This is a genomic window from Pseudomonas sp. 20-5, assembly GCF_056782835.1.
Genome location: NZ_CM165584.1, coordinates 1,117,601 through 1,140,611 on the forward strand (window position 1 = coordinate 1,117,601; position 23,011 = coordinate 1,140,611).

A 23,011-nucleotide genomic window follows, 5' to 3' on the forward strand; every position below is an offset into this window, starting at 1 on the left:
CGGAGGAATAGCCAGCCGGGGGCCCGCGGTTCAGGCTGAGGCATCGCCCGTTCCTAGGACTCCCTTCCATGAGCCACCTGGCCACCTCCACCTTCCAGCCGCTGAACATCGCCATCCTCACCGTCAGCGACACCCGTACCCTGGAAACCGATACTTCCGGCCAGACCCTCGCCGACGCGCTGCTGGCCGCCGGTCATCGCCTGCACCAGCGGAGCCTGAAGTCCGATGACATCTACCAGATCCGCGCGGTGGTCTCGGCCTGGATCGCCGACCCCGAGGTACAGGTCGGCCTGATCACCGGCGGCACCGGCTTCACCGCGCGGGACAACACCCCGCAGGCGGTCGGGCCGCTGTTCGAGCGCGATGTCGAGGGCTTCGGCGAACTGTTCCGCCAGGTCTCGCAGCGCGAGATCGGCACTTCCACCATCCAGTCGCGGGCGCTGGCCGGGCTCAGCAACGGTACCCTGGTGTGCTGCCTGCCCGGCTCGCCGGGCGCCTGTCGCACCGCCTGGAACGAGATTCTCCTGGCGCAACTGGACAGCCGCACCCGCCCGTGCAATTTCGTCCCGCACCTGAAGACCCCGCCAGCCGTGGCGCCGGTGGCCGGCTGCGGGTGCCGCTCGTGAGCGCTTGCGCCTGCGATGGCGGCCAACTGCGCCCGCTCGACGAGGCGCTGGCCGAACTGCTGGCGCGCGCGCCGCGCCCGCCAGCCTGCGAGAGCCTGGCCCTGGAGCGGGCGCTGGGACGAGTGCTCGGCGAGGACCTGCTGGCGCCGATGGACCTGCCGCATTGGGACAACAGTGCGATGGACGGCTACGCCTTGTGCTCCGCCGACCTGCCGCGCAGCGGCGGCAGCCTGACGGTCGGCGCGCGGATCGCCGCCGGCGACACCCGCGGCATGAGCCTGCCGCTGGGCCAGGCGGCGCGGATCTTCACCGGCGCGCCGCTGCCGACCGGCGCCGACTGCGTGGTGCCGCAGGAACTCTGCGTGGTCGACGGCGAGCGCGTGCAGTTGCCGCCGGTGAGCGCCGGCCAGCATGTGCGCCGGCGCGGCGAGGAGTTGCGTCGCGGCGCGCCGGTGCTGCGTGCCGGACAGCGCTTGCGCCCGCAGGAACTCGGCCTGCTGGCGAGTCTCGGCGTCGCCACGGTCTCGGTGCGTCGGCGCTTGCGCATCGGCCTGCTGAGCAGCGGCGACGAATTGCGCGAGCCCGGCCAGACACTGTTGGCCGGGCAGATCTACAACGCCAACCGTTACTGCATCGGCGCCTTGCTGCGCGGTCTCGGCTTCGAGGTGCACGACGAGGAAGTGCTCGCCGACGAACTGGTGGCCAGCCGCGATGCGCTCAGCCTGGCGGCCTCCGAATGGGACGCGCTGGTCACCAGCGGCGGTGTCTCGGTAGGCGAGGAAGACCACCTCAAGCGCGCCATCGCCGAGCTTGGCGAGGTCAACCTGTGGCGCCTGGCGATCCAGCCGGGCAAGCCGTTCGCCTTCGGCTCCGTGGCCGGCAAGCCCTGGCTGGGGCTGCCCGGCAACCCTGCGGCGGCGCTGGTCACCGCATTGCTGGTGGCGCGTCCGTTCCTGCTTCGCCAGCAGGGACTGTTCGACGTAGTGCCGCGGCCGCTGGCGCTGCCGGCGGCCTTCGACTGGCCGCAACCGCGGGCGCGTCGCCAGTACCTGCGGGCGCGGCTCGATGAACGGGGGCGGGTGGAAATCCACCCGCAGCAGGGCTCGGCGATGCTGCTTGCCGCCAGTTGGGCGGACGGGCTGGCGGTGATCGAGCGCGGCGCCACCCTGGGCGTGGGTGATGCGATCGACTTTCTGCCGTTCTCCGCACTGATGGCCTGAGGCCTTCTTGATCCCGGTCAAGCGCCGACCGGGAGCGTCTTTCTAGAGTGTGGCGCCTGTGCCCCGGGGTTGCCCACTGCCGCGGAGCGCGTTTTTCGCCAGAGGAGCAACCCCATGCAACTGGTCTGTCCGGCGGGCAGCCTGCCCGCCTTGAAGTCGGCCCTGCGACAGGGCGCCGATGCCATCTACGTCGGTTTCCGCGACGACACCAACGCCCGCCATTTCGCCGGCCTCAACCTTGACGAACGCCAGTTGCAGGAAGGCCTGCGGCGAGTCCACGAGGCCGGGCGGCAGCTCTACGTAGCGGTCAACACCTATTCCAGCGCGCAGGGCTGGGAGCGCTGGCAGCGCGCGGTGGACCAGGCCGCCGACCTCGGCGTCGATGCGTTGATCGCCGCCGACGTGGCGGTGCTCGGCTATGCCGCGAAGCGTCATCCGCGGCTCAACCTGCATCTGTCGGTGCAGGGCTCGGCAACCAATGCCGCGGCCCTGGCCCTCTATCACGAACGCTACGGCATCCGTCGCGCGGTCCTGCCCCGCGTGCTATCGCTGGCGCAGGTACGCCAGGTGGCGGCCGGTAGCCCGGTGCCGGTGGAGGTGTTCGCCTTCGGCAGCCTGTGCATCATGGCCGAGGGCCGCTGCCACCTGTCCTCCTACGTCACCGGCGAGTCGCCGAACCTCTGCGGCGTCTGTTCGCCGGCCAGGGCGGTGCGCTGGAGCGAGGAACCGGAGGGGTTGACCTCGCGCCTCAACGAAGTGCTCATCGACCGCTACGCCGCCGGCGAGGCGGCCGGCTACCCGACCCTCTGCAAGGGCCGTTTCCTGGTCAATGGCCAGCGCTTCCATGCGCTGGAGGAACCGACCAGCCTGAACACCCTGGACCTGGTCCCGCAACTGGCGGAAATCGGCGTGGCGGCGGTGAAGATCGAAGGCCGCCAGCGCAGCCCGGCCTACGTCGAGCAGGTCACCCGGGTCTGGCGCCAGGCGCTGGACAGCTACGCCAGCGCGCCGGGCGCCTATAGCGTGCAGCCGCAATGGCAGCGCGCGCTGGCCGGACTTTCCGAAGGGCACCAGACCACCCTGGGCGCCTATCACCGTTCCTGGCAGTGAGGACCGCCGCGATGAAACTGAGCCTGGGACCGCTGCTGTTCTACTGGGACAAGCGGCAGATATTCGATTTCTACGCCGAGATGGCCAGCCAGCCGCTCGACGTCATCTACCTCGGCGAGACCGTCTGCGCCAAGCGCCGGGCGCTGTCCCTGAATGACTGGCAGGCGCTGGCCCGCGAGCTGGCGCAGGCGACCCGTGCCGAGCTGGTGCTCTCCGGGCTGGCGCTGATCGAGGCCGCTTCGGAGCTGTCCAGCCTGCGCCGGCTATGCGAGAACGGCGAACTCCGGGTCGAGGCCAACGACATGGCCGCCGTCTATTACCTCAGCCAGCGCGGCGTGCCCTTTGTCGGCGGTCCGGCGCTGAACCTCTACAACGGTCATGCCCTGGCCGAACTGTATTCCTGGGGCATGCGCCGCTGGATTCCGCCGGTGGAAGTCTCCGGCAAGCTGCTGCGCGGGGTGCTCGACCAGGCTGCGCAGCTGGGCCTGGAGCAATTGCAGACCGAGGTCTTCGCCTACGGTCACCTGCCGCTGGCCTACTCGGCGCGCTGCTTCACCGCTCGGGCGGAGAACCGGCCCAAGGACGACTGTCAGTTCTGCTGCCAGCAGTATCCCGAAGGTATCCCGCTGCTCAGCCAGGAGGGCGAGGCGCTGTTCACCCTCAACGGCATCCAGACCATGTCCGGCAAGGTCAGCAACCTGCTGGCCGACTACCGCTCGCTGGAACATAGCGGCGCCGACCTGCTACGCCTGAGCCCTCGGGCGCAGGGCATGGCCGAGGTGATCGCGGCCTTCGACCGGGTACGCCAGGGTGCCGCTCCGCCGCTCGCCGTGGAAGGCTGCAACGGCTACTGGCACGGCCGGCCGGGGATGCTGCGGGCAGAGGAGGCGGGGCTATGCTGAACCGCCAACGCCTGCTCCTCGGCGTCGCCGGACGCCTGTTGCCGCTGGCGGCGAGGGTTCCGCGCGGGCTCCAGCACCTGGTCCTGCAACGGGTCGCCAACCGGCTGTTCGCCCAGCCGCTGGAGGAGGGCGCCTTCGACCTGCTGGAAGGTCGCTGGCTGCGCCTGGAAGTCAGGGACCTCGGCGTCGGCTGGTGCGTCACCCGGGTGCCCGGCGGCCTGCGCCTGGTCGAACGGCCACGGGCCAGCGTGACCATCCGCGGCGACTGGCGCGACTTCCTGCTGCTGGCCAGCCGGCATGAGGACCCGGATACCCTGTTCTTCCGCCGCCGCCTGGTGATCGAGGGCGACACCGAGCTGGGCCTGGCGGTCAAGAACCTCCTCGACAGCCTCGACCCGGAGCACCTGCCGCCCTGGTTGTGGAACGCCGTGGAACGGGCCGGGCGGGCAGTGCAGGAGGAGCGCGGCGAGGCGCTCCAGGGGCCGGTCTAGGGGGCGCGGGGCGGCTGAGGTCGGTGGAAAGGGGCGTATAGCGACGCCAATGTCGCTGGGCGCGCCCCTCCGATTGGGTGTATTCCCTGAAGCCTGAAACTCACTGAGGCTCTTTTCAGCGAGGCAACGCCCGGTTCGTTGCCGCATGGGCGGCGCGGAGCGAATGGACGTTTCCCCTGACCAAACGGATAGCCTGTCTGTCCCCGTAACGCCCCTGTCAACTTGCCCCGGTAAACCGGACCTTCGTGAAGCCTGCGGAGAACTCCGGTATGAGTGGGATGGACCTCAAGCGCCGTCGCGTCGTGCAAGGCCTGGGCGCTGGACTGCTGTTGCCGGCGCTGGGCGCGCCGGCGGTGATCGCCTCGCCCAGGGCGCGGCCGAAGCTGACCGATGGCGTGCAATCCGGCGATGTGCAGGGCGACCGCGCGCTGGTCTGGAGCCGCACCGACCGCCCGGCGCGGATGATCGTCGAATGGGACACCCGTAGCGTCTTCAGCGAGCCGCGTCGGCTGGTCTCGCCGGTCACCGACGAGCGCCTCGACTACACCGCGCGCATCGACCTGCGTGGCCTGCCGGCCGACCAGTCGATCTTCTACCGGGTGCGCTTCGAGGATGCCCGCGACGGCAGCCTGAGCAAGCCCTGGTTCGGCCACCTGCGCAGTGCGCCGAGCGAGGCGCGCAATATCCGTTTCGTCTGGAGCGGCGACACCTGCGGGCAAGGTTTCGGGATCAATCCGGATATCGGCGGCATGCGTATCTACGAAGCCATGCGCCGGCGCCAGCCGGATTTCTTCCTGCACAGCGGCGACACCATCTATGCCGATGGGCCGATCCCCGAACGCATCGAGACCGAGAGCGGGCGCATCTGGCGCAACCGGGTGACCGAGGCCAAGAGCAAGGTCGCCGAGACCCTCGACGAGTTCCGCGGCAACTACCGCTACAACCTGCTCGACGACAACCTGCGCCGCTTCAACGCCGAGGTGCCGCAGATCTGGCAATGGGACGACCACGAGACCACCAACAACTGGTCCTCCAGCAAGCAGCTCGACGAGCGCTACCAGGTGAAGGACATCGACGTGCTGGCGGCCCGTGCACGCCAGGCGTTCCTCGAATACGCGCCGCTGCGCTTCCAGCGCCAGGGGCGCGACGGGCGGATCTACCGCAAGGTCGCCTACGGCCCTTTGCTCGACGTGTTCGTCCTCGACATGCGCAGCTACCGCGGCGGCAACAGCGCCAACCTGCAGGCGCGGCGCAGCGCCGCCACCGATTTCCTCGGCCGTGAGCAGTTGCAATGGCTCAAGCGCGAGTTGCGCGGTTCGCGTGCGCAGTGGAAGGTGATCGCCGCCGACATGCCGATCGGCCTCTGCGTGCCCGATGGCAAGGACGCCCAGGGTCGCGACCGCTGGGAGGCCATCGCCAACGGCAACGACGGCGCCGCCCTCGGCCGCGAGCTGGAGATCGCCGACCTGCTGCGCTTCGTCCAGCGCGCCGAGGTGCGCAACACCGTCTGGCTGACCGCCGACGTGCATTACTGCGCAGCCCACCACTACAGCCCGGAGCGTGCCGCGTTCAAGGACTTCGCGCCGTTCTGGGAGTTCGTCGCCGGGCCTCTCAATGCCGGTAGTTTCGGACCCAACGCGCTGGATGGCACGTTCGGCCCGCAGGTGATGTTCCAGAAGGCCCCGCTGGTCCAGAACAGTTCCCCCTTCGCCGGCTACCAGTTCTTCGGCGAGGTGGAGATCGATGCGCAAAGCCGCGCGCTCACCGTCACCCTGCGCGACCTCGACGGCGAGCCGGTGTTTTCCCAGGAACTGCAGCCCGACGGCGCCTGAGCCGCGGCGACCCCATTCCGATAAAGGAGTATCCCGATGCACCCCTTGCGTAACGCCGCCCTGCTGGGCGGCCTGGCCCTGCTGGGCCTGCCGGTGGCCAACGCCGCCGAGCTGATCATCTCCGAGTATGTCGAAGGCAGCGGCAACAACAAGGCGCTGGAGTTCTACAACAGCGGCAGCCAGGTCCTCGACCTCTCCGCCTACCGCGTCGAGTTCTATTTCAACGGCGCCAGCGCGGCGGGCCGCAGCATCGACCTGAGCGGCAGCCTGGCGCCGGGCAAGACCTTCGTCCTCGCCAACGGCGTGGCCGACCCGGCGTTGCTGGCGCTGGCCAGCCAGCGGGTGGAAGGCAGCTGGTTCAATGGCAACGATGCGGTGCTGCTGCGCCGGCGCGGCGGCGAGATCCTCGACAGCCTCGGCCAGGTCGGCTTCAACCCCGGCACGACCTGGGGCAGCGGCGATGTGCAGACCCTCGACCGGAGCCTGGTGCGCAAGGCCGACATCCGCGACGGCGACAGCGATCCCAGCGACGCCTTCGACCCGGCGGCGCAATGGCTGGGCTACCCGCGCGACACCTTCGCCAACCTCGGCCAGCATGGCGCTGGTGAGCCCGGCGGCGGCGAGGAGGCCGGCCTGCGACCGATCCACGAGGTGCAGGGCGCCGGCGCCGAAAGTCCGCTGGTGAACCAGCGGGTCGCCATCGAGGGCGTGGTGGTCGGCGACTTCCAGAACGCCAGCGAGCTGAAGGGCTTCTACGTGCAGCAGGAAGATGCCACGGTGGACGGCGACCCGGCGACCTCCGAAGGCATCTTCGTCTACGACGGCGGCAACGGCAGCGACGTCAAGCTCGGCGACCGCGTCCGGGTGACCGGCCAGGTCCGCGAGTTCAACGGCCTCACCGAACTGGTCGGGCCGCTGCAGGTCAGCGTCCTGGCGAGCGGCGTGGCCTTGCCGACGCCGGCCGGCATCAGCCTGCCGCTGGCCAGCGCCGATGCGCTGGAGCGCTACGAAGGCATGCGCGTGCAGCTCCGCCAGACGCTGACCGTCAACGAGGTCTACAACCTCGGCCGCTACGGCGAGGTCCTGCTGTCCTCCGGCGGCCGCCAGATGACTCCGACCAACGTGGTGGCTCCCGGCGAACAGGCCAAGGCCATGCAGGCGCGCAACGACCTCGACCGGATTCTCCTCGACGACGGCCGCAGCGGGCAGAACCCCGACCCGATCCGCTACCCGGCACCGGAACTGAGCGCCTACAACAGCCTGCGCGTCGGCGACCGTACCAGCGCCATCGACGGCGTGCTCGACTACTCGGCCGGCAGCTACCGTATCCAGCCGTTGCAGACGCCGACCTTCGAGGCGGCCAATCCGCGTCCGGCCCAGCCGGCGGTGGAAGGGCGCCTGCGGGTGGCCAGCTTCAACGTGCTCAACTACTTCAACGGCGATGGCAAGGGCGGCGGTTTCCCCACCTCGCGCGGAGCCAACACGGCCGAGGAGTTCCAACGGCAGAAAGCGAAGATCGTCGCGGCGATCCTCGCCTCGAAGGCGGACATTGTCGGCCTGATGGAGATCGAGAACGACGGCTACGGCGAGTTCAGCGCCATCGCCGACCTGGTCAACGGCCTCAACGCCAGCCTGCCCCAGGGCCAGCGCTATGCCTTCGTCAACCCGAACCGGGCGAAGCTGGGCAGCGACGAAATTGCCGTGGGGCTGATCTATCGCGGCGACAAGGTCCGCACCTATCGATCCGCGGCGGTGCTCGACAGTTCGGTGAACCCGGAGTTCGACGACACCCGCAACCGTCCGACCCTGGCCCAGACCTTCCAGGAGATCAATGGCGGCGAACGCCTGACCATCGCGGTGAACCACCTGAAGTCGAAGGGCTCGGCCTGCGACGGCGACCCGGACACCGGCGACGGCCAGGGCAACTGCAACCTGACCCGGGCGCGCGCCGCCCAGGCCCTGGTGGACTGGCTGGCGGGCGATCCGACGGGCGCCAAGGAGCCTGATCGCCTGATCATCGGCGACCTCAATTCCTATGCCAAGGAAGACCCGGTGAACGTCATCCGCAGCGCCGGCTACACCGACCTGGTGGCGCGTCAGGCGGGCGCAGGAAAGGGCTATTCCTACGTGTTCTCCGGGCAGTCCGGCTACCTTGACCACGCCCTCGCCAACGCCAGCCTGGCGCGCCAGGTACGTGGCGCGGTGGAGTGGCACATCAACGCCGACGAGCCCCGGGTGCTGGACTACAACGTCGAGTTCAAGACCCCTCGGCAGCAGGACAGCCTGTACAACGCCGAGCCGTACCGGGCCTCCGACCACGACCCGGTGGTGATCGGTATCGACCTGCGCCGGGTGGCGATGAAGAAGCACCGCAGGTAGGCAGCGGATAGCGCCCGTGGCGTTGGTCGCCATGCAGAAAGGCCACCCTCGGGTGGCCTTTCTGCATGGCACGTGGGCCTGTAGGGCGAATAACCGCTTGCGGTTATCCGCCGTTGCGGCGGGATGCCGGCGGATAACGCCGGTGGCGTTATTCGCCCTACGGAACGGAGCCCCCTCCAGGGTGGCCTTCCAGTGTGGCACGTGGGCCTGGTGGGGCGAATAACCGCTTGCGGCTATCCGCCGTTGCGGCGGGATATCGGCGGATAACGCCGGTGGCGTTATTCGCCCTACGGAACGGAGCCCCCTCCAGGGTGGCCTTCTGCGTGGCACGTGGACCTGGTAGGGCGAATAACCGCTTGCGGTTATCCGCCGTCGTGGCGGGATCTCGGCGGATAACGCCGGTGGCGTTATTCGCCCCACGGAACGGAGCCCCCTCCAGGGTGGCCTTCTGCATGGCACGTGGGCCTGGTAGGGCGAATAACCGCTTGCGGTTATCCGCCGTTGCGGCGGGATGCCGGCGGATAACGCCGGTGGCGTTATTCGCCCTACGGAACGGAGCCCCCTCCAGGGTGGCCTTCCAGTGTGGCACGTGGGCCTGGTGGGGCGAATAACCGCTTGCGGCTATCCGCCGTTGCGGCGGGATATCGGCGGATAACGCCGGTGGCGTATTCGTCCCACGGAACGGAGGTCACTCCAGGGTGGCCTTGCTGCGTGGCACGTGGGCCTGGTAGGGCGAATAACCGCCTGCGGTTATCCGCCGTTGCGGCGGGAGGTCGGGGATAACGCCGGTGGCGTATTCGCCCCACGGAACGGAGGCCCCACCAGGTTCGTACGTCGTCAGCCGCGCAGCGGCGGCAGGTAGCCCAGTTCCATCAGCTTGATGTCCGCTTCGCCGACGCACTCGAAATGTTCGCGACGGGTTTCGTCCATCGGTTCGCGGCCGTTCAGCAGCAGGGTGCCACGGCCGGGAATGTCGACCAGCTCCGTAGCCGCCGGGAAGTCCGTGGCCCTTAGCGGATGCGGGCAGAAGCCGATCCAGCCGATGCTGCGGCGGTCCGGGAAGGTCCGCTGGTGTATGAAGTACGCATGCGGAGCGAGCATGCCCCAGGTCGTTTCGGGCCAGATTTCCAGCGCCGCGAGGAAGATCGCGACGAAGGAGGACGCCGGTGCGTCGAACACCTGCAGCAGGCTGCCGGCATCTTCCAACTGGAGCCTGGACGAGACGGCCCTGCCGCTGGCCTCGTAGTCCAGCGACAACCCGCCCTTGAGCGGATCCTCCTCGCCGTTCCATAGCACCAGTTCCACCGCCCGGGTGCGTCGGTCACGCGACAGGGCCTTGGCGAGATCCTGGCGGTGCTCGGTGACGTTGTGGCTGAGGGCATCGCGCAGGGAGTCGCCGCACAGGTACCAGTTCTCCAGCACCGGATGGAGGGGCGCGAGGGCATCGAGGAAGCGTTCTATCCGTTGCAGGTGCTGGTCGTCGTCCAGTTCGAGGAGCCGTGCCGGATCGAAGTACAGCTCGAATATGTAGCGCCTGAAAGCCTTGGCGTCCGTCATGCGCAATACCCCGGGTTCTCTTCGCAAAACCTTTTCATCTCTTCCTGTTCCTTCGCGCGGGTTTCCTGGTAGTCGTCGTGCTCGTCCGTTCCCGGCATCGGATTCCAGAATGCCTTCAGGTTGGCCAGTCCCATGCGCAGGTACTCCGCGGCGCAGTACTCGTAGACGATCCGCTGCAGGAAGTGCCATTCGACGAACACCGGCGGGGTCGGTCGGGCCTTGTCGCTGTGGACCTCGGCCTTCTGCAGCAGGTCCGACCTCACCTTGGCCCGTGCCCAGGGCCTGGGCACGCCGAGCAGCGGGACGAACAGGAAGGCGTAGTTGGCCTTCGCCTCCAGCAGGGTGCAGCGCGGCTCGTCGAAGCCGTCCCACCAGGTGCCGCTCCAGAACCATTCGTGGGGAAACGGGAAATTGGTCACCCACTGCTGGTAGCGCGCGGACAGGTCCGACATGCTGTGGCCCTTGCCGTTATTGGCGATGGCCATTTCGCCCCGGGACGGCGGGCACTCCACGCAGTCCTTGTCGCGGCCCTGGCTCTTGCTGCAATCGCGCTCGGCTTCCCGGGTCCGGTCGCGGCTCAGCGTGCCGGTCTCGGTCCTGGGCAGGGTCTGCGGAACCGGCATCGGACGCGGTACCGGCCTGGGCAGCGCGCCGGGGGCCGGTCGCGGCAGCGGGCGCGGCGCCGGCATCGGCAAGTGCGGCCGGGGCGGCGCGGGTAGTTCGAAGGGCAGCCGCGGACCCATGCGGGGCAGCGGTCGGAAAAGCGCGCCTATGCCGCTCATGCCGGTCTCCCCGAGGTTTCGTACGCGCGCCATTTCTGGCTGGCCAGGCGAAACTCGACGATCCGTTCGTAGTCCTGGAAGCGTTGTTCCGGGCTGTCCGCCAGCGGCCGGCGCATGTGTGCGAGAAACGCCGGCGTGTCCTGGAAAGCGGGGAAGGCCAGGCCGTGCAGAAGAAAGCGTTCGATCGTCCCGGGCTCTTCGATACCCAGTTCCAGCGCCGTCGCGCGCAGCTCGCCGAGTTGCCGGATGGCGGGCAGCAGGCCGCGTCGTTCGAGCCAGGCGGGAGCCTCCCGGCGTACCTCCAGCAGGACCCGCTCGATGACTTCGTCGTCGCGGACCCGCTGCAGGCGATCCAGTTGGCCGGCATCCAGTTCAAGCATCGGCGGTCCGCTCCGTTTCCCGGTCATAGACGAGGTAGCCGCCCTGCAGGGGCTGCCAGACCTGCCAACGCTCCAGCGGCGCCATCACTTGCGTCCATTGCCGCGCGGTCATGACCTGTTCCAGCGCCCGGCGCACTTCCGGGCTGTAGTAGCGCAACAGCGCCCGGCGGCCGTCGGGCATGCGGGTGAAGAGCAGCCCGGCGAAGTGTTTCGCGAGGTTTTCGAAGGACGCCCGGCTCCACAGCCAGGAGGCCATGGGCGAGCGGCGGTCCCAGTCGCGCAGCCAGCCGAGGAACTCGCCCGATGACGAAAGCGGGGCGCTGTCCATGAATTCGATCAGGACCGGCCCGGCATGGGCGATTTCGTCCAGCTCGCTCCCGGCCAGCAGCCAGCGCGAGCGGATTTCCCCCGCGGCCTTTTCCAGGCGGGTGTCCAGGGTCAGGTAGCGGGCGCCGTCCGCCAGGGCGAACAGGCGGCTGTCCGGCGTAGGCGCCGCGAGCGCCGGCTGGAGCCGGCTCACGGTGCGCCGCCGAGGCTTTCCAGGGGCACCAGGGCCTGGTTGCGGCGTGCCGCCAGCAGCAGGCATTGCAGGCACAGCTTCGGTGGGGCGAGGGCGAGAGCGGGTGCGCCGCCGCCGCTGTTGCCGATCAGCACCGTGCCCGCCCCGCCGACCACCAGGTTGCCGTGGGTGCCGACGCTACCTACCACGGTGGCGGGCTTGCCGTTGATCAGTACGTTGGCGATGACGTTGGCGCTGAGGGTGGCGCCGCAGGCGGTGGCGTCGCCCTGGCGGGCAGCGGACAGATGGTCGAAGAAGACGTCGGGCGAGCCGCCGACGATCGGGTTGCTGCCGTGGCCCGGCAGCGGACACGCGGTCGGATCGCCCAGGCGCGCAGCGGGTTTGCCGCTCATGCTCAAGTCCCTATGAGATAAACCCTGGCACTCTGCCGTGCCACTCGGGGGCGGACAACCTATCTGAACTGCTCAGGAGGCACCTTCGGAAACGGCTTGGGCAACCGCGTCCTTGCCTGGTTGCGCTTGAAGGGATTTCCTACCTGGAAGTCTCGTCACCCGCCTGCGAAAGGCGCAGGCGTACGGAGCGATGGCGCGATGGGGAGGGGAGCCTGGGAGGAGGGAAGGAGGCGTTTCGCGCAGCGTCGCGTTCGCTTTGCCTGCGCAGGGACTGTCCGCCGATATCGCGCTGGAGCGACGGATAGCCGCGATAGGGTTATCCGCCCTGCGCCGAGACCGCCGGGGGAGGAGCCAGGGAGGCTGTCCCTGGCTCCTCCCGTGCGATCAGTGATGCTCGCGCGTCGCGCGGAAGCGGATGTCCGGCCAGCGTTCTTCCATCAGGCTGAGGTTGACGCGGGTCGGCGCCAGGTAGGTGAGGTGCCCGCCGCCGTCCACGGAGAGGTTCTCGAAGGCCTTGTCCTTGAACTCCTTGAGCTTCTTCTCGTCGTCGCACTCGATCCAGCGTGCCGACCAGACGTTGATCGCCTCGTAGGCGCACTCGACCTTGTATTCCTCCTTCAGGCGGCTGGCGACCACGTCGAACTGCAGCACGCCCACCGCACCGAGGATGATGTCGTTGTTGCGCTCGGGGAAGAACACCTGGGTCGCACCTTCCTCGGCCAGTTCCTGCAGGCCCTGGCGCAACTGCTTGGATTTCAGCGGGTCTTTCAGGCGCACGCGGCGGAACAGTTCCGGGGCGAAGTGCGGGATGCCGGTGAAACCGAAGTTCTCGCCTTCGCTGAAGGTGTCGCCGATCTGGATGGTGCCGTGGTTGTGCAGGCCGATGATGTCGCCGGCATAGGCCTCTTCCAGTTGCTCGCGCTCGGAGGAGAAGAAGGTCAGCGCGTCGGCGATCTTCACGTCCTTGCCCAGGCGCACGTGGCGCATCTTCATGCCTTTCTCGTACTTGCCCGAGCAGATGCGCATGAAGGCGATGCGGTCGCGGTGCTTGGGATCCATGTTCGCCTGGATCTTGAACACGAAGCCGGAAAACTTCTCCTCGGTCGGCTCCACGCTGCGTTCGTGGGTGGCGCGCGACAGCGGCTGCGGCGCCCAGTCGACGATGCAGTCGAGGACCTGGTCGACGCCGAAGTTGCCCAGCGCGGTGCCGAAGAACACCGGGGTCATCTCGCCCTTGAGGAAGGCGTCCTTGTCGAATTCGTGGCAGGCGCCTTGCACCAGCTCCAGCTCCTCGACGAAATTGTCGTAGAGATCGCCGAGGTGGGCGCGGGCTTCGTCGGAGTCGAGCTTTTCGATGACCTTGGTCTCGATGCGCTCGTGGCCGTGGCCCGGGACGTAGACGATGATCCTGTCGTCGGCCAGGTGGTAGACGCCCTTGAAGTCCTTGTAGCAGCCGATCGGCCAGGTGATCGGCGCGGCCTTGATCTTCAGCACCGCCTCGATCTCGTCGAGCAGCTCGATGGGGTCGCGGATGTCGCGGTCGAGCTTGTTGATGAAGCTGACGATGGGCGTGTCGCGCAGCCGGCAGACTTCCATCAGGGCGATGGTCCGCGGTTCGACGCCCTTGCCGCCGTCGAGCACCATCAGCGCCGAGTCCACCGCGGTCAGGGTGCGGTAGGTGTCTTCGGAGAAGTCTTCGTGGCCGGGGGTGTCGAGCAGGTTGATCATGTGCTCGCGGTAGGGGAACTGCATCACCGAGGTGGTGATGGAGATGCCGCGCTGCTTTTCCATCTCCATCCAGTCGGACGTGGCGTGGCGGTCGGACTTGCGCGACTTCACGGTACCGGCGACGGCGATCGCCTTGCCCATCAGCAGGAGCTTCTCGGTGATGGTGGTCTTACCGGCGTCGGGGTGGGAAATGATCGCGAAGGTACGGCGCTTCGCGACTTCGGCGGCCTGAGTGGTCATGGATGCGTGCCTGCTGGAATCCGTTGGCGTGGGCGCGGGACGGCCCGGAAAAACGCGGGATTATAGCGGTAAAACGCGGCGCGTCGGGATGCCTGTCATCCGGCGATCGATGGAATTGCCGGTGGACAGCGAACTTGTCGCAGTCGTGCCGTTCCAAGCAGCCAGCGGCGGCCACCGCCGGATAGACTGCTTTCATTTCACCCGATCGAAGGAAATCACCATGAACGGAGTATCCAGACTGCTCTCCCTGGCGTTGCTGGGCGCGGCGCTGCACTGGGCGCCGGCCCAGGCCGAGGAGCAGCCGCGGCTGTTCGAACTGCTCGGCCAGCCCGGCTACAAGGCCACCTGGCACGCCATGTTCAAGGGCGAGAGCGACGTGCCGAAATGGGTTTCCGACGCCAGCGGCCCGAGTTCCCCGTCCACCAGCCTGAGCCTGGAGGGCCAGCCCTACGTCCTGGCCAACAGTTGCAAACCCCACGATTGCGGCAACAACCGCCTGCTGGTGGCGTTCCGCGGCGACAAGAGTGCCGCCTACGGGCTGCAGGTGAGCCTGCCGGACGAGCCCGCCGAAGTCATGCAGACGCCGAGCAAGTACGCCACCTATCGCTGGTACGGCGAACCCTCCAGGCAGGTCCGCGAGCTGCTGATGAAACAGTTGGAGAGCGATCCGAACTGGAAGTGACGCCGGGCCTGAGGGTAACCAGGCCCGGCGGCGGGGAGGGCGGATGATCGCTGGCGATCGTCCGCCGTTGCGCCATGCGCTCCCGCGGTCTTTCTTCAGAAACCGACCGAGGCCTGTACGTACAGGGTGCGCGGCTGGCCGACGTAGAGGCCCTTGTTGTTGTCGTCGAACGAGCGGGTGTAGTAGCGGCGATCGAACAGGTTCTTCACCCCCAGGCCGAGCTTGAGGTCGTTCAGTTGCGGGCCGAAGTCGTAGGTGCCGCGCGCGCTCCAGACCATCCAGCCGGCGATCCGCCCGGTGCTGCCGTCGGCGCTTTCGCTCTCGGTGTTGGCGTTGTCGGCGTACTGGCTGGTCTGGAAGCTGCCGTCGAGGTTGTAGCTCCAGGCGCCGGTGCGGTAGTTGGCGCCAAGGGTGCCCTTGTGCTTCGAGGAGAACGGCACCTGGTTGCCCTTGTTCGGCCCGTCTTCGCGAATGCTCGCGTCGACGTAGGCGTAGCTGGCATAGACGTCGAAGCCGGAGAGCAGCGGGTCGAGGTCGGCCAGGTCGTAGGCGATCGCCGCCTCGATGCCCTTGTGCCGGGTCTTGCCGCGGGCGGTCACGCTGTCGGTCTGCTGGTTGCTCTCGTACTGGTTGTCGAAGTTGATCAGGAAGGCGCCCAGTTCGGCGCGCAGGATGCCGTCGTCGTAGCGGCTGCCGAGTTCCCAGGTGCGGGCCTTCTCCGGCTCGATGTCGCCGCTGCGCACCGCCTTGCCCATCTGGCTGTACTGCACGGTGCCGAACGAGCCCTCGGTGTTGGCGTAGAGGTTCCAGCTCGGCGTGAGGTGGTAGATCACGTTGAGCGCCGGCAGCGAGGCGTTGTAGCGGCCGCTGTCCTTGCTGTTCTTCAGCAGGTTCTTCTGTTCGGAATCGATCTTCTCGTAGCGGATGCCGGGGGTGATGGTCCAGTTGCCGATGTCGATGCGATCGTCGATGTAGAACGCGTTGGCTTCGGTGCTGCCGCGGGTGTCGCGGTCGTTGCGGCTGCCGGTGCTGGGTAGCTGGCCGCTGTCGGCGCGGGTCCAGTAGCGCAGCTCGTGGCTGGCTTCGTTGACGTAGCGGTGGCCGATGCCCACTTCGTGGCGACTTTCGCCCAGCTCGAAGCCCTGGCTGAAGCGGGTTTCCAGGCCTCGCACCCAGTATTCGCGCGGCGACAGGGTGAGGTTGCGGCCCTGGTCGAGGTAGCCGCTGCGCAGGGTCTTGGTGAAGAAGCCGGTGACGTTGAGCTTCTGGCTGGCGTTGGGGGTGTATTCGTAGCTGGCGCTGGCCAGGGTACGGCGGCCCCAGAACTTGTCGTAGGGACGGGTCGACTGGTACGGGTCGTCGCGGTAGGCCGCGGTGCCGAGGCCGCCGGTCATGTCGGCCTCGCCGTCGTAGTACTGGGTCATCGCCGAAAACGCGTGTTCGTCGCTGGGCTGGAAGCGGCCCTTGAGGATCAGGTCGTCGATCCGCGTATCGCTGTGCTCGCGCCAATCGCCGCCGCGGGTGCCGGAGTAGAGCAGGGCGCCGCCGAGGCCGTTGGCGCCGGTGCCGCCGATCAGCACGTTGTGGGTGGTCTTCAGGCCGTCCTGGCTGGAGCTGGGGCTGAGTTCGCTGTGCACGTCGAGCTTGGTGGCGAAGTCCTCGGGGATCGCCCGGGTCACGAAGTTGACGATGCCGCCGACGTTCTGCGGCCCGTAGCGCACCGCGCCGCCGCCGCGGACCACGTCCACCGCGTCCATGTTGCCGATGGACACCGGCGCCAGCGACAACTGTGGCTGGCCGTAGGGGGCGAAGGGCACCGGGATGCCGTCCATCAGCACCGTCGAGCGCGACGCCAGGCGCGGGTTGAGGCCGCGAATGCCGAAGTTCAATGCCAGGTCGTGGCTGCCGGTGCCGTTGTTGAGCGGCGCGCTGACCCCGGGAATGCGCTCCAGCACTTCGCGGGTGCTGGCCGCGCCTTGGGCCTGGAACTGCTCGCGGCGGACCACGTCGCGCGCACCGGGATGCTCGAAGACGTCGGCGGCGCTGGCGTCGGCCAGCCAGTCGCCGACCACGGTGAGCGCCTGCAGGTTGGCCGGGTCTTCCACCGGCAGCGCTTCCAGGGTGTAGGCGCCGTCGCCGCGGGCGCGCGCCTCCAGGCCGGAGCCGGCGAGCAGGGCGGCCAGGGCTTCCTCCAGGGTGTACTCGCCGTCCAGCGCCTGGCTGCGTCGCGCGGCGGTCTGTTCCGGGCTGAAGGCGATCAGCACGCCGGCCTGGCGGCCTAGGTGGTTCAACGCCTGCTCCAGTGGCTCGGCAGGCAGGCGGTAGTACTGGCGGGCATCGGTGCGGATCTCGGCGGCGCAGGCGCTGCCGGCGGAAACCAGGACGGGACCGCCGAGGCAGGCGAGGAGCAGGGCGCGGCTGAGCGGCGACAGGGCGCGTGACGGGGACATGAGGGACACTCCAGTGGATCTTTCGAGGTTGGCTTTCCTCCTCTGTCACGCGAGGTGGGGAAAAAGGCTCAGGTGCGCGGAAATATCTTTCCGCTCATTCGCGCGGGTGCACGCCGACCCAGTAGCGGGTGATGCGCCGTACCTCCACGGGCAGCACCGCCGGCAGGGTGGCGAGGATCCGCTCGCTATCGTCCAGCGGATAGCTGCCGGAAATCCGCAGGCCGCCGATGCGCGGGTCGCAGCCCAGCCGGCCGGGGCGGTAGCGCGCGACTTCGGCGAGGAATTCGTCCAGGCGCATGCCGGCGGCCACCAGCATGCCGTCGGTCCAGGCGCCGCTGCCGACCGGCAGCGGCTGCGGAGCGCCGAGTCGCTCGCGGTCGAAGTCCAGTTGCCGGCCGCTGGGCAACAGCAGGCCCTGGCCGGCGCGGTTCTCCACCTGTACCGCGCCTTCGTGGACGGCGACGCGGGTGCGTCCGGCGAACTGGCGCACGTCGAACCGGGTGCCCACCGGTCGCAGCCGGCCTTCCGCGCTGTACACGTGCAGCGGGCGCGGGTCGTGGCCGGTGCTGAGCTGGATTTCCCCGCGCAGCAGGAGCAGGCGCCGTTCGCCGGCATCGAAGCGGACATCCACCGCCGTGTCGCTGTTCAGCTCGAGGCGACTGCCGTCGGCCAGGGCCAGGCGCCGGCGTTCGCCGACGCCGGTGGCATAGTCGGCGCTCCAGCGCTGCAGGCTGCCGCTCTCGCGCAGGCCCCAGGCGCTGCCGCCGGCGGCCAGGACCAGCAGCAGGGTCTTCAGCGCGCGCCGGCGTTGCGGCGAATGCGGTGCGTTGATGGCGGCCAGGGCCAGTGGCGTGCCTATCCCGGCCAGGCGCTGGTTGACCGCCTCGATGTGGCGCCAGGCCTGCTCGTGTTCCGGGGCCGCCTGGCGCCAGCGCTGCCAGGCCTGGCGCAGGCGTTCGTCGTCGGCGCCGCCCTGCAGCTCGACCAGCCAGCGCACGGCCTGTTCAGCCACCTGCGGCGGCACCTTGGGTGCGGCGGGCAGGCTCATGGCAGCTCGGCGAAGTAGCAGCGTTGCGCAGCCTTGAGCATGTAGCGCTTGACGCTGCTCAGGGAGATGCCCAGCTGCGTGGCGATCTCGGCGTAGCCCAGGCCGTCGAGTTGGGCCAGCAGGAAGGTCTCCTTGGCCAGTGGCGGCAGACCGTCGAGCAGACGGTCCAGCTCGACCAGGGTCTCCAGGACGATGGCGCGGGTCTCTTCGCTGGGGACTTCCCGCTCGGGCAGGCTGGCCAGGGCTTCCAGGTAGGCGCGCTCGACGTCCTGGCGGCGGTAGTGGTTGCACAGCACGCGGCGGGCGATGGTGGTGAGGAAGGCGCGCGGTTCGTCGATGCGCGCGGCCTGGCGCGAAACCAGGACCTTGACGAAGGTGTCCTGGGCCAGGTCGGCGGCGTTCTGCGGGCAGCCGAGGCGGCGCCGCAGCCAGCCCGTGAGCCAGTGGTGGTGGTCGCTGTAGAGGGTATGCAACGCGGCCGCATGGGCGAGGTCGGCGCTCGACACCTGGACATTCCCGGAGCAGAAGGATTAACGAATGATAATAGTTATCATTTTATGCTGCGGGAATGCCTGCCTACAACCGCAGGCTGTCGGCGCCTGGCTTTCAGGAGGCTTTCAGGGCGGCGCGGTACTGCCCCGGGGTGGCGCCATGGGCTTCGCGGAAGCGCCGGTTGAAATGGCTCGGACTGGCGAAGCCGCAGGCCAGCGAGACCTCCTGGAGCGGCTGCGCGGAGTACGCCAGCAGGTCGCGGGCCCGCGCCAGGCGTCGTTCCAGCACGTAGCGGTGCGGCGGCAGGCCGAAGGATACGCGGAACATGCGCGCGAAGTGGTACTCGGAGAGCGCCGCCAGCTCCGCCAGCGACCCCAGTTCCAGCGGCTGCTCCAGGTGGCTTTCGATGTAGTCGGCCAGGCGCCGCCGCACGTGCGCGGCCAGCCCGCCCTGCCAGCGTACGTCGGTACGCCTGCCGCACCCGGTGAGCAGCAGGTGGTCCACCGCCTGGTGGGCGAGGCTGGTGCATAGCAGGCGCTCGCCGGGTTCGTTCCAGTCCTGTCGTTCCAGGGTCCGGCACAGGGCGGCCAGCGGCTCGTCCTGGATGTAGGTGCGCTCCTCCAGTTGCAGGCTGCGTGGTTCGCAATCGAGGGTGCGTACCGCCGCGCCGGCCAGGCGTTCCGGGCTGATGTACAGGTGCATGAAGCCCAGGCCGCGTGTCACCGCCCAGTCGGAGTGGTGTTCGGCCGGCATCACGCAGAAGCGGTCGGGGCCGCCATAGAGCCCGGGACGATCGCGGCGGAAGGTCTGCCAGCCGCCCTGCAGGTAGAGCGACAGGGTGTGATGGCCGGGGTCGCTGTAGCCGAGGATCTCCGCTTCGTCGCGGTACCAATGGGCGAGCGCCAGGCCGTCGCTGAGCGTGCTGCTGCGCAGCAGGCGCGCATTGGAGGTCCGGTCGAGGGTGCGGAATACCTGGAAATCACTGGGTTGGTGCATGCCGGCCATGCTACCCGCGCCCGGACGCTGCCGCGAGAGGCGGCGGATGAAAAGCGCAAGAATGGACAATGGTCGCGCCCGGCCTCGCCCGCAGACTGACGGCATCCTGTCGTTGCGGAGTCGCCATGAATCTTTCGCTGTACCTGCTCACCGTGCTCATCTGGGGCACCACCTGGATCGCCATCAAGCTGCAGATGGGCCCGGTGGCGATCACCCTGTCGATCGCCTACCGCTTCGCCCTGGCGGCGCTGGTGCTGTTCGCCGTGCTGCTGCTCGGCCGCCGCCTGCAAAGGCTGGACGCACGGGGCCAACGCCTGTGCATGGCCCAGGGCGTATGCCTGTTCTGCCTGAATTTCATCTGCTTCTATACCGCCAGCCAGTGGATTCCCAGCGGCCTGGTGGCCGTGGTGTTCTCCACCGCCACCCTGTGGAATGCGCTGAACGCCCGCCTGTGGTTCGGCCAGCGCATCGCGTCGAACGTGATGGCCGGTGGCGGTCTCGGCCTGCTCGGCCTGGGGCTGCTGTTCTGGCCGGAATTGGTGGGTCACCAGGCCACCCCGGAAACCTTCTACGGCCTCGGCCTGGCCCTGCTAGGCACGCTGTGCTTCTCCACCGGCAACATGCTTTCCAGCCTGCAACAGAAGGCCGGCATCCGCCCGCTCACCGGCAATGCCTGGAGCATGCTCTACGGCACCCTGATCCTCCTGGCGCTGTGCCTGTTCCAGGGCGTGCCGCTGAATTTCGACTGGAGCGCGCGCTACGTCGGCTCGCTGCTGTACCTGGCGATCCCCGGCTCGGTGATCGGCTTCACCGCCTACCTGACCCTGGTCGGGCGCATGGGCCCGGATCGCGCCGCCTACTGCACCGTGCTGTTCCCGGTGGTGGCGCTGAACATCTCGGCCTTCGCCGAGGGCTACCGCTGGACCGCACCGGCGCTGGCCGGGCTGGTCCTGGTGATGCTCGGCAACGTCTTGGTGTTCCGCAAGCCGAAGGCGCCGGCGCTGGCCGGGCCGGCGCGCTCGACCTAGCGGAGAGGGAGGCGCGCTCAGCCGCGTCGCCACACCTGTGGATTGACCAGGTCCAAAGGCCGCTCGCCGCGCAGGGCCGCCTCGAAGTTCTGCAGCGCCCGCTCGGCCATGGCCCGGCGGGTCTCGTGGGTGGCCGAGCCGATGTGCGGCAGGGTCACCACGTTGTCCAGGGCGAACAGCGGCGATTCGGCCAGCGGTTCCTTCTCGTAGACATCCAGGCCGGCGCCGAGGATGCGCTTCTCCCGCAGGGCGGCGACCAGCGCGGCCTCATCGACCACCTGGCCGCGGGCGACGTTGACCAGGATCGCCGAGGGTTTCATCAGGCCCAGTTCGCGCGCACCGATCAACTGCCGGGTCTGCGCTCCCAGCGGCACCACCACGCAGACGAAGTCGGCCTCGCCGAGCAGTTCGTCGAAGCCGAGGAAGCGCGCGCCGAGTTCCTGTTCCAGTTCCGGCTTGCGGTTGTTGCCGTGGTAGAGCACCTGCATGCCGAAGCCGAAACGGCCGCGCCGGGCGATGGCCGCGCCGATCCGGCCGAGGCCGAGGATGCCGAGTTTCTTGCCATGCACGTCGGTGCCGAACTGCGGGGCGTCGACGGTGCGCTTCCAGTTTCCGGCCTTGACCCAGGCGTCCAGCTCGGCGACCCGTCGCGCGGCGCTGATCAGCAGGGCGAAGCCGAGGTCGGCGGTGGTCTCGGTGAGGACGTCGGGCGTGTTGGTGAGAGCGATGCCGCGGCGGTTCAGGTAGTCCAGGTCATAGTTGTCGTAGCCGACCGAGACGCTGGAGATGACTTCCAGCTGCTTCGCCTGTTCCAGTTGCCTGGCGCCGAGCGGCCGGCCGACGCCGATCATGCCGTGGGTATCGGGCAGGGCGGCGGCGTACTGGGCGTCGATGTCGCCCTGTTTCGGTTCGAGCACGCGGACGTTGAACTGGCATTGCAGGCGTTCGAGATGCTCGGGGGCGAGGCGACTGAAGACGAAGACGTTCTTTTTCATGACGGGACTCTGCAAGCGGGAGCGAAAGCGCCGACCATACCACCGCCATCGAAGCGGCGGGCAGGGGCCCGCCACTGGGCGGGCGATTATCGGCTCAGGAGGGTCTTCCGAGTTCCAGGCCCAGTTCCACCAGCGCCGCTTCGTCGCGCTGGAGCAGGCCGGGCAGGCTTTCCTTGAGGTATTCCACCCAGGTCTTGATCTTCGCGTCGAGATACTGCCGCGAAGGGTACAGCGCATAGACGTTGAGCTGTTGCAGGCGGTGTTGCGGCAGGACCCGCACCAGGGTGCCCTTGCCCAGGTCCTCGATGGCCGAATACACCGGCAGGATGCCGATGCCCAGCCCGGAGCGGATTGCCTCGGTCATGGCGTCGCCGACATTGACCTGGAACGGCGAGGCGCCGATGGAGACCATTTCCTGGCCGTTGGGACCGTCGAACAGCCAGCGATCCAGCGGCACCACCGGGCTGACCAGGCGCAGGCAGTCGTGGCTGGCCAGCTCCGAAGGCTCGCTCGGCGTGCCGTTCAGGCGCAGGTACTCCGGCGAGGCGCAAAGAATGCTGTAGGTCTCGCCGATGCGCTGGGAAATGAAGCCGGAATCGGGCAGCTCGGAGGCCACCACGATGGCCACGTCGAAGCCCTCGTCGAGCAGGTCCGGCACGCGGTTGGCCATGGTCAGGTCGAAGGTCACGTCGCGGTACTGCTGGCGGTAGCCGGCGATGGCGCGGATCACGTAGTGCTGGCCGATGCCGGTCATCGAATGCAGCTTCAGCTTGCCGGCGGGACGGGCATGGGCATCGCTGGCTTCGGCCTCGGCTTCCTCGACGTAGGCGAGGATCTGCTCGCAGCGCAGCAGGTAGCGCTGGCCGGCCTCGGTGAGGGCGATGCGACGAGTGGTACGGTTGAGCAGGCGGGTGCGCAGGTGCGTCTCGAGGTTGGCCACCGCCCGCGAAACATAGGCGGTGGTGGTGTTGAGCTGCTGGGACGCCGCGGTGAAGCTTCCGGTTTCCGCCACGCAGACGAAGGCTCGCATGTTTTGCAGGGTGTCCATCGACGGGGCCTCCTAGGCACGCGCAGAAGTGTGTCAGATTGTTGCGATGGCGGATTATTTCACATTACGCAATAAACAATCGCACTTGAGCCAGCTTATCAGCAGCCGCCAGC

General features: G+C 68.4%; 21 protein-coding genes. 9 read left to right on the plus strand and 12 right to left on the minus strand.

Features of this window, described 5'->3' with window-relative positions; translation table 11 throughout:
* The first annotated feature begins 68 nt into the window (after positions 1 to 68).
* From moaB to AC1RB9_RS05280, 7 genes are all read left to right on the plus strand, one after another.
* Positions 69 to 626, plus strand: a complete 558-nt coding sequence (gene moaB / locus AC1RB9_RS05250; RefSeq protein WP_003137743.1) for a molybdenum cofactor biosynthesis protein B — start codon at positions 69 to 71, stop codon at positions 624 to 626.
* Positions 623 to 1,846, plus strand: a complete 1,224-nt coding sequence (locus tag AC1RB9_RS05255; RefSeq protein WP_003114306.1) for a molybdopterin molybdotransferase MoeA — start codon at positions 623 to 625, stop codon at positions 1,844 to 1,846. Before moaB ends, AC1RB9_RS05255 begins: the two co-directional genes overlap by 4 nt.
* A 114-nt stretch (positions 1,847 to 1,960) precedes the next feature.
* Positions 1,961 to 2,956: a ubiquinone anaerobic biosynthesis protein UbiU gene (gene ubiU / locus AC1RB9_RS05260; protein ID WP_003093020.1), complete on the plus strand. Its 996-nt coding sequence runs from the start codon at positions 1,961 to 1,963 to the stop codon at positions 2,954 to 2,956.
* A gap of 11 nt (positions 2,957 to 2,967) precedes the next feature.
* The gene (locus AC1RB9_RS05265) at positions 2,968 to 3,858 is read left to right on the plus strand and encodes a U32 family peptidase (RefSeq protein ID WP_003137748.1); all 891 of its coding nucleotides are present in this window, start codon (positions 2,968 to 2,970) and stop codon (positions 3,856 to 3,858) included.
* Positions 3,852 to 4,349 (plus strand): ubiquinone anaerobic biosynthesis accessory factor UbiT, encoded by a 498-nt coding sequence (ubiT, locus tag AC1RB9_RS05270; RefSeq protein WP_003453900.1) that lies wholly within the window; start codon positions 3,852 to 3,854, stop codon positions 4,347 to 4,349. Before AC1RB9_RS05265 ends, ubiT begins: the two co-directional genes overlap by 7 nt.
* Before the next feature lie 269 nt (positions 4,350 to 4,618).
* Entirely contained in the window at positions 4,619 to 6,181 is a 1,563-nt protein-coding gene (locus tag AC1RB9_RS05275) for an alkaline phosphatase D family protein (RefSeq protein ID WP_003104245.1), read from the plus strand.
* Positions 6,182 to 6,217: 36 nt separating this feature from the next.
* Complete coding sequence (locus AC1RB9_RS05280) at positions 6,218 to 8,560, plus strand: endonuclease/exonuclease/phosphatase family protein (protein WP_003453898.1); 2,343 nt, start codon at positions 6,218 to 6,220, stop codon at positions 8,558 to 8,560.
* A gap of 837 nt (positions 8,561 to 9,397) precedes the next feature.
* On the opposite strand, the gene tsiT is transcribed toward AC1RB9_RS05280, so the two are convergent.
* From tsiT to AC1RB9_RS05310, 6 genes are all read right to left on the minus strand, one after another.
* The gene (gene tsiT / locus AC1RB9_RS05285) at positions 9,398 to 10,117 is read right to left on the minus strand and encodes a type VI secretion system immunity protein TsiT (protein ID WP_003453896.1); all 720 of its coding nucleotides are present in this window, start codon (positions 10,115 to 10,117) and stop codon (positions 9,398 to 9,400) included.
* A complete protein-coding gene (gene tseT, locus AC1RB9_RS05290) occupies positions 10,114 to 10,899 on the minus strand; it encodes a type VI secretion system effector protein TseT (RefSeq protein ID WP_003453885.1) in 786 nt (261 codons plus the stop codon). Before tseT ends, tsiT begins: the two co-directional genes overlap by 4 nt.
* The gene (locus AC1RB9_RS05295; protein WP_003104238.1) at positions 10,896 to 11,279 is read right to left on the minus strand and encodes a hypothetical protein; all 384 of its coding nucleotides are present in this window, start codon (positions 11,277 to 11,279) and stop codon (positions 10,896 to 10,898) included. Before AC1RB9_RS05295 ends, tseT begins: the two co-directional genes overlap by 4 nt.
* Positions 11,272 to 11,799, minus strand: a complete 528-nt coding sequence (locus tag AC1RB9_RS05300; protein WP_003104236.1) for a DUF4123 domain-containing protein — start codon at positions 11,797 to 11,799, stop codon at positions 11,272 to 11,274. The genes AC1RB9_RS05295 and AC1RB9_RS05300 overlap by 8 nt, the downstream gene beginning before the upstream one ends.
* Positions 11,796 to 12,191 carry a PAAR domain-containing protein gene (locus tag AC1RB9_RS05305; RefSeq protein WP_003104235.1) on the minus strand — a complete coding sequence of 132 codons (396 nt, stop codon included), beginning with the start codon at positions 12,189 to 12,191 and terminating at the stop codon, positions 11,796 to 11,798. The genes AC1RB9_RS05300 and AC1RB9_RS05305 overlap by 4 nt, the downstream gene beginning before the upstream one ends.
* Positions 12,192 to 12,575: 384 nt before the next feature.
* Positions 12,576 to 14,159, minus strand: coding sequence for a peptide chain release factor 3 (locus tag AC1RB9_RS05310; RefSeq protein WP_003093004.1), 1,584 nt, complete (start codon positions 14,157 to 14,159; stop codon positions 12,576 to 12,578).
* Positions 14,160 to 14,379: 220 nt separating this feature from the next.
* Here AC1RB9_RS05310 and ivy point away from each other — a divergent pair, with 220 nt between their 5' ends.
* On the plus strand, positions 14,380 to 14,841 hold the full coding sequence (gene ivy, locus AC1RB9_RS05315) for a lysozyme inhibitor Ivy (RefSeq protein WP_003093002.1): 462 nt from the start codon (positions 14,380 to 14,382) through the stop codon (positions 14,839 to 14,841).
* A 95-nt stretch (positions 14,842 to 14,936) separates the two neighbouring features.
* On the opposite strand, the gene fecA is transcribed toward ivy, so the two are convergent.
* From fecA to mdrR1, 4 genes are all read right to left on the minus strand, one after another.
* Positions 14,937 to 17,291: a TonB-dependent Fe(3+) dicitrate receptor FecA gene (gene fecA / locus AC1RB9_RS05320; RefSeq protein ID WP_003453884.1), complete on the minus strand. Its 2,355-nt coding sequence runs from the start codon at positions 17,289 to 17,291 to the stop codon at positions 14,937 to 14,939.
* Positions 17,292 to 17,385: 94 nt separating this feature from the next.
* Complete coding sequence (locus tag AC1RB9_RS05325) at positions 17,386 to 18,339, minus strand: FecR domain-containing protein (protein ID WP_003453883.1); 954 nt, start codon at positions 18,337 to 18,339, stop codon at positions 17,386 to 17,388.
* Complete coding sequence (locus AC1RB9_RS05330; RefSeq protein WP_003092999.1) at positions 18,336 to 18,845, minus strand: sigma-70 family RNA polymerase sigma factor; 510 nt, start codon at positions 18,843 to 18,845, stop codon at positions 18,336 to 18,338. Before AC1RB9_RS05330 ends, AC1RB9_RS05325 begins: the two co-directional genes overlap by 4 nt.
* Positions 18,846 to 18,945: 100 nt before the next feature.
* The gene (mdrR1, locus tag AC1RB9_RS05335; RefSeq protein WP_031634737.1) at positions 18,946 to 19,827 is read right to left on the minus strand and encodes an efflux pump transcriptional regulator MdrR1; all 882 of its coding nucleotides are present in this window, start codon (positions 19,825 to 19,827) and stop codon (positions 18,946 to 18,948) included.
* A gap of 125 nt (positions 19,828 to 19,952) precedes the next feature.
* Between mdrR1 and AC1RB9_RS05340 the strand changes: the two genes are divergently transcribed.
* Positions 19,953 to 20,855 (plus strand): DMT family transporter, encoded by a 903-nt coding sequence (locus AC1RB9_RS05340; protein WP_003092997.1) that lies wholly within the window; start codon positions 19,953 to 19,955, stop codon positions 20,853 to 20,855.
* Between the two features lie 17 nt (positions 20,856 to 20,872).
* Here AC1RB9_RS05340 and AC1RB9_RS05345 read toward each other — a convergent pair whose 3' ends face one another.
* Positions 20,873 to 21,850: a 2-hydroxyacid dehydrogenase gene (locus AC1RB9_RS05345; RefSeq protein ID WP_003104226.1), complete on the minus strand. Its 978-nt coding sequence runs from the start codon at positions 21,848 to 21,850 to the stop codon at positions 20,873 to 20,875.
* Between the two features lie 94 nt (positions 21,851 to 21,944).
* Positions 21,945 to 22,898, minus strand: a complete 954-nt coding sequence (locus AC1RB9_RS05350) for a LysR family transcriptional regulator (protein WP_003092994.1) — start codon at positions 22,896 to 22,898, stop codon at positions 21,945 to 21,947.
* Positions 22,899 to 23,011: the final 113 nt, after the last annotated feature.

What these genes read in the sequence shown, in the direction of transcription:
- moaB (WP_003137743.1), top strand. Translation starts at nt 69, where the DNA reads ATGAGCCACCTGGCCACCTCCACCTTCCAGCCGCTGAACATCGCCATC.
- ubiU (WP_003093020.1), top strand. Translation starts at nt 1,961, where the DNA reads ATGCAACTGGTCTGTCCGGCGGGCAGCCTGCCCGCCTTGAAGTCGGCC.
- AC1RB9_RS05265 (WP_003137748.1), top strand. Translation starts at nt 2,968, where the DNA reads ATGAAACTGAGCCTGGGACCGCTGCTGTTCTACTGGGACAAGCGGCAG.
- ubiT (WP_003453900.1), top strand. Translation starts at nt 3,852, where the DNA reads ATGCTGAACCGCCAACGCCTGCTCCTCGGCGTCGCCGGACGCCTGTTG.
- AC1RB9_RS05275 (WP_003104245.1), top strand. Translation starts at nt 4,619, where the DNA reads ATGAGTGGGATGGACCTCAAGCGCCGTCGCGTCGTGCAAGGCCTGGGC.
- AC1RB9_RS05280 (WP_003453898.1), top strand. Translation starts at nt 6,218, where the DNA reads ATGCACCCCTTGCGTAACGCCGCCCTGCTGGGCGGCCTGGCCCTGCTG.
- tsiT (WP_003453896.1), bottom strand. Translation starts at nt 10,117, where the DNA reads ATGACGGACGCCAAGGCTTTCAGGCGCTACATATTCGAGCTGTACTTC.
- tseT (WP_003453885.1), bottom strand. Translation starts at nt 10,899, where the DNA reads ATGAGCGGCATAGGCGCGCTTTTCCGACCGCTGCCCCGCATGGGTCCG.
- AC1RB9_RS05295 (WP_003104238.1), bottom strand. Translation starts at nt 11,279, where the DNA reads ATGCTTGAACTGGATGCCGGCCAACTGGATCGCCTGCAGCGGGTCCGC.
- AC1RB9_RS05305 (WP_003104235.1), bottom strand. Translation starts at nt 12,191, where the DNA reads ATGAGCGGCAAACCCGCTGCGCGCCTGGGCGATCCGACCGCGTGTCCG.
- AC1RB9_RS05310 (WP_003093004.1), bottom strand. Translation starts at nt 14,159, where the DNA reads ATGACCACTCAGGCCGCCGAAGTCGCGAAGCGCCGTACCTTCGCGATC.
- ivy (WP_003093002.1), top strand. Translation starts at nt 14,380, where the DNA reads ATGAACGGAGTATCCAGACTGCTCTCCCTGGCGTTGCTGGGCGCGGCG.
- fecA (WP_003453884.1), bottom strand. Translation starts at nt 17,291, where the DNA reads ATGTCCCCGTCACGCGCCCTGTCGCCGCTCAGCCGCGCCCTGCTCCTC.
- AC1RB9_RS05325 (WP_003453883.1), bottom strand. Translation starts at nt 18,339, where the DNA reads ATGAGCCTGCCCGCCGCACCCAAGGTGCCGCCGCAGGTGGCTGAACAG.
- mdrR1 (WP_031634737.1), bottom strand. Translation starts at nt 19,827, where the DNA reads ATGCACCAACCCAGTGATTTCCAGGTATTCCGCACCCTCGACCGGACC.
- AC1RB9_RS05340 (WP_003092997.1), top strand. Translation starts at nt 19,953, where the DNA reads ATGAATCTTTCGCTGTACCTGCTCACCGTGCTCATCTGGGGCACCACC.
- AC1RB9_RS05345 (WP_003104226.1), bottom strand. Translation starts at nt 21,850, where the DNA reads ATGAAAAAGAACGTCTTCGTCTTCAGTCGCCTCGCCCCCGAGCATCTC.
- AC1RB9_RS05350 (WP_003092994.1), bottom strand. Translation starts at nt 22,898, where the DNA reads ATGGACACCCTGCAAAACATGCGAGCCTTCGTCTGCGTGGCGGAAACC.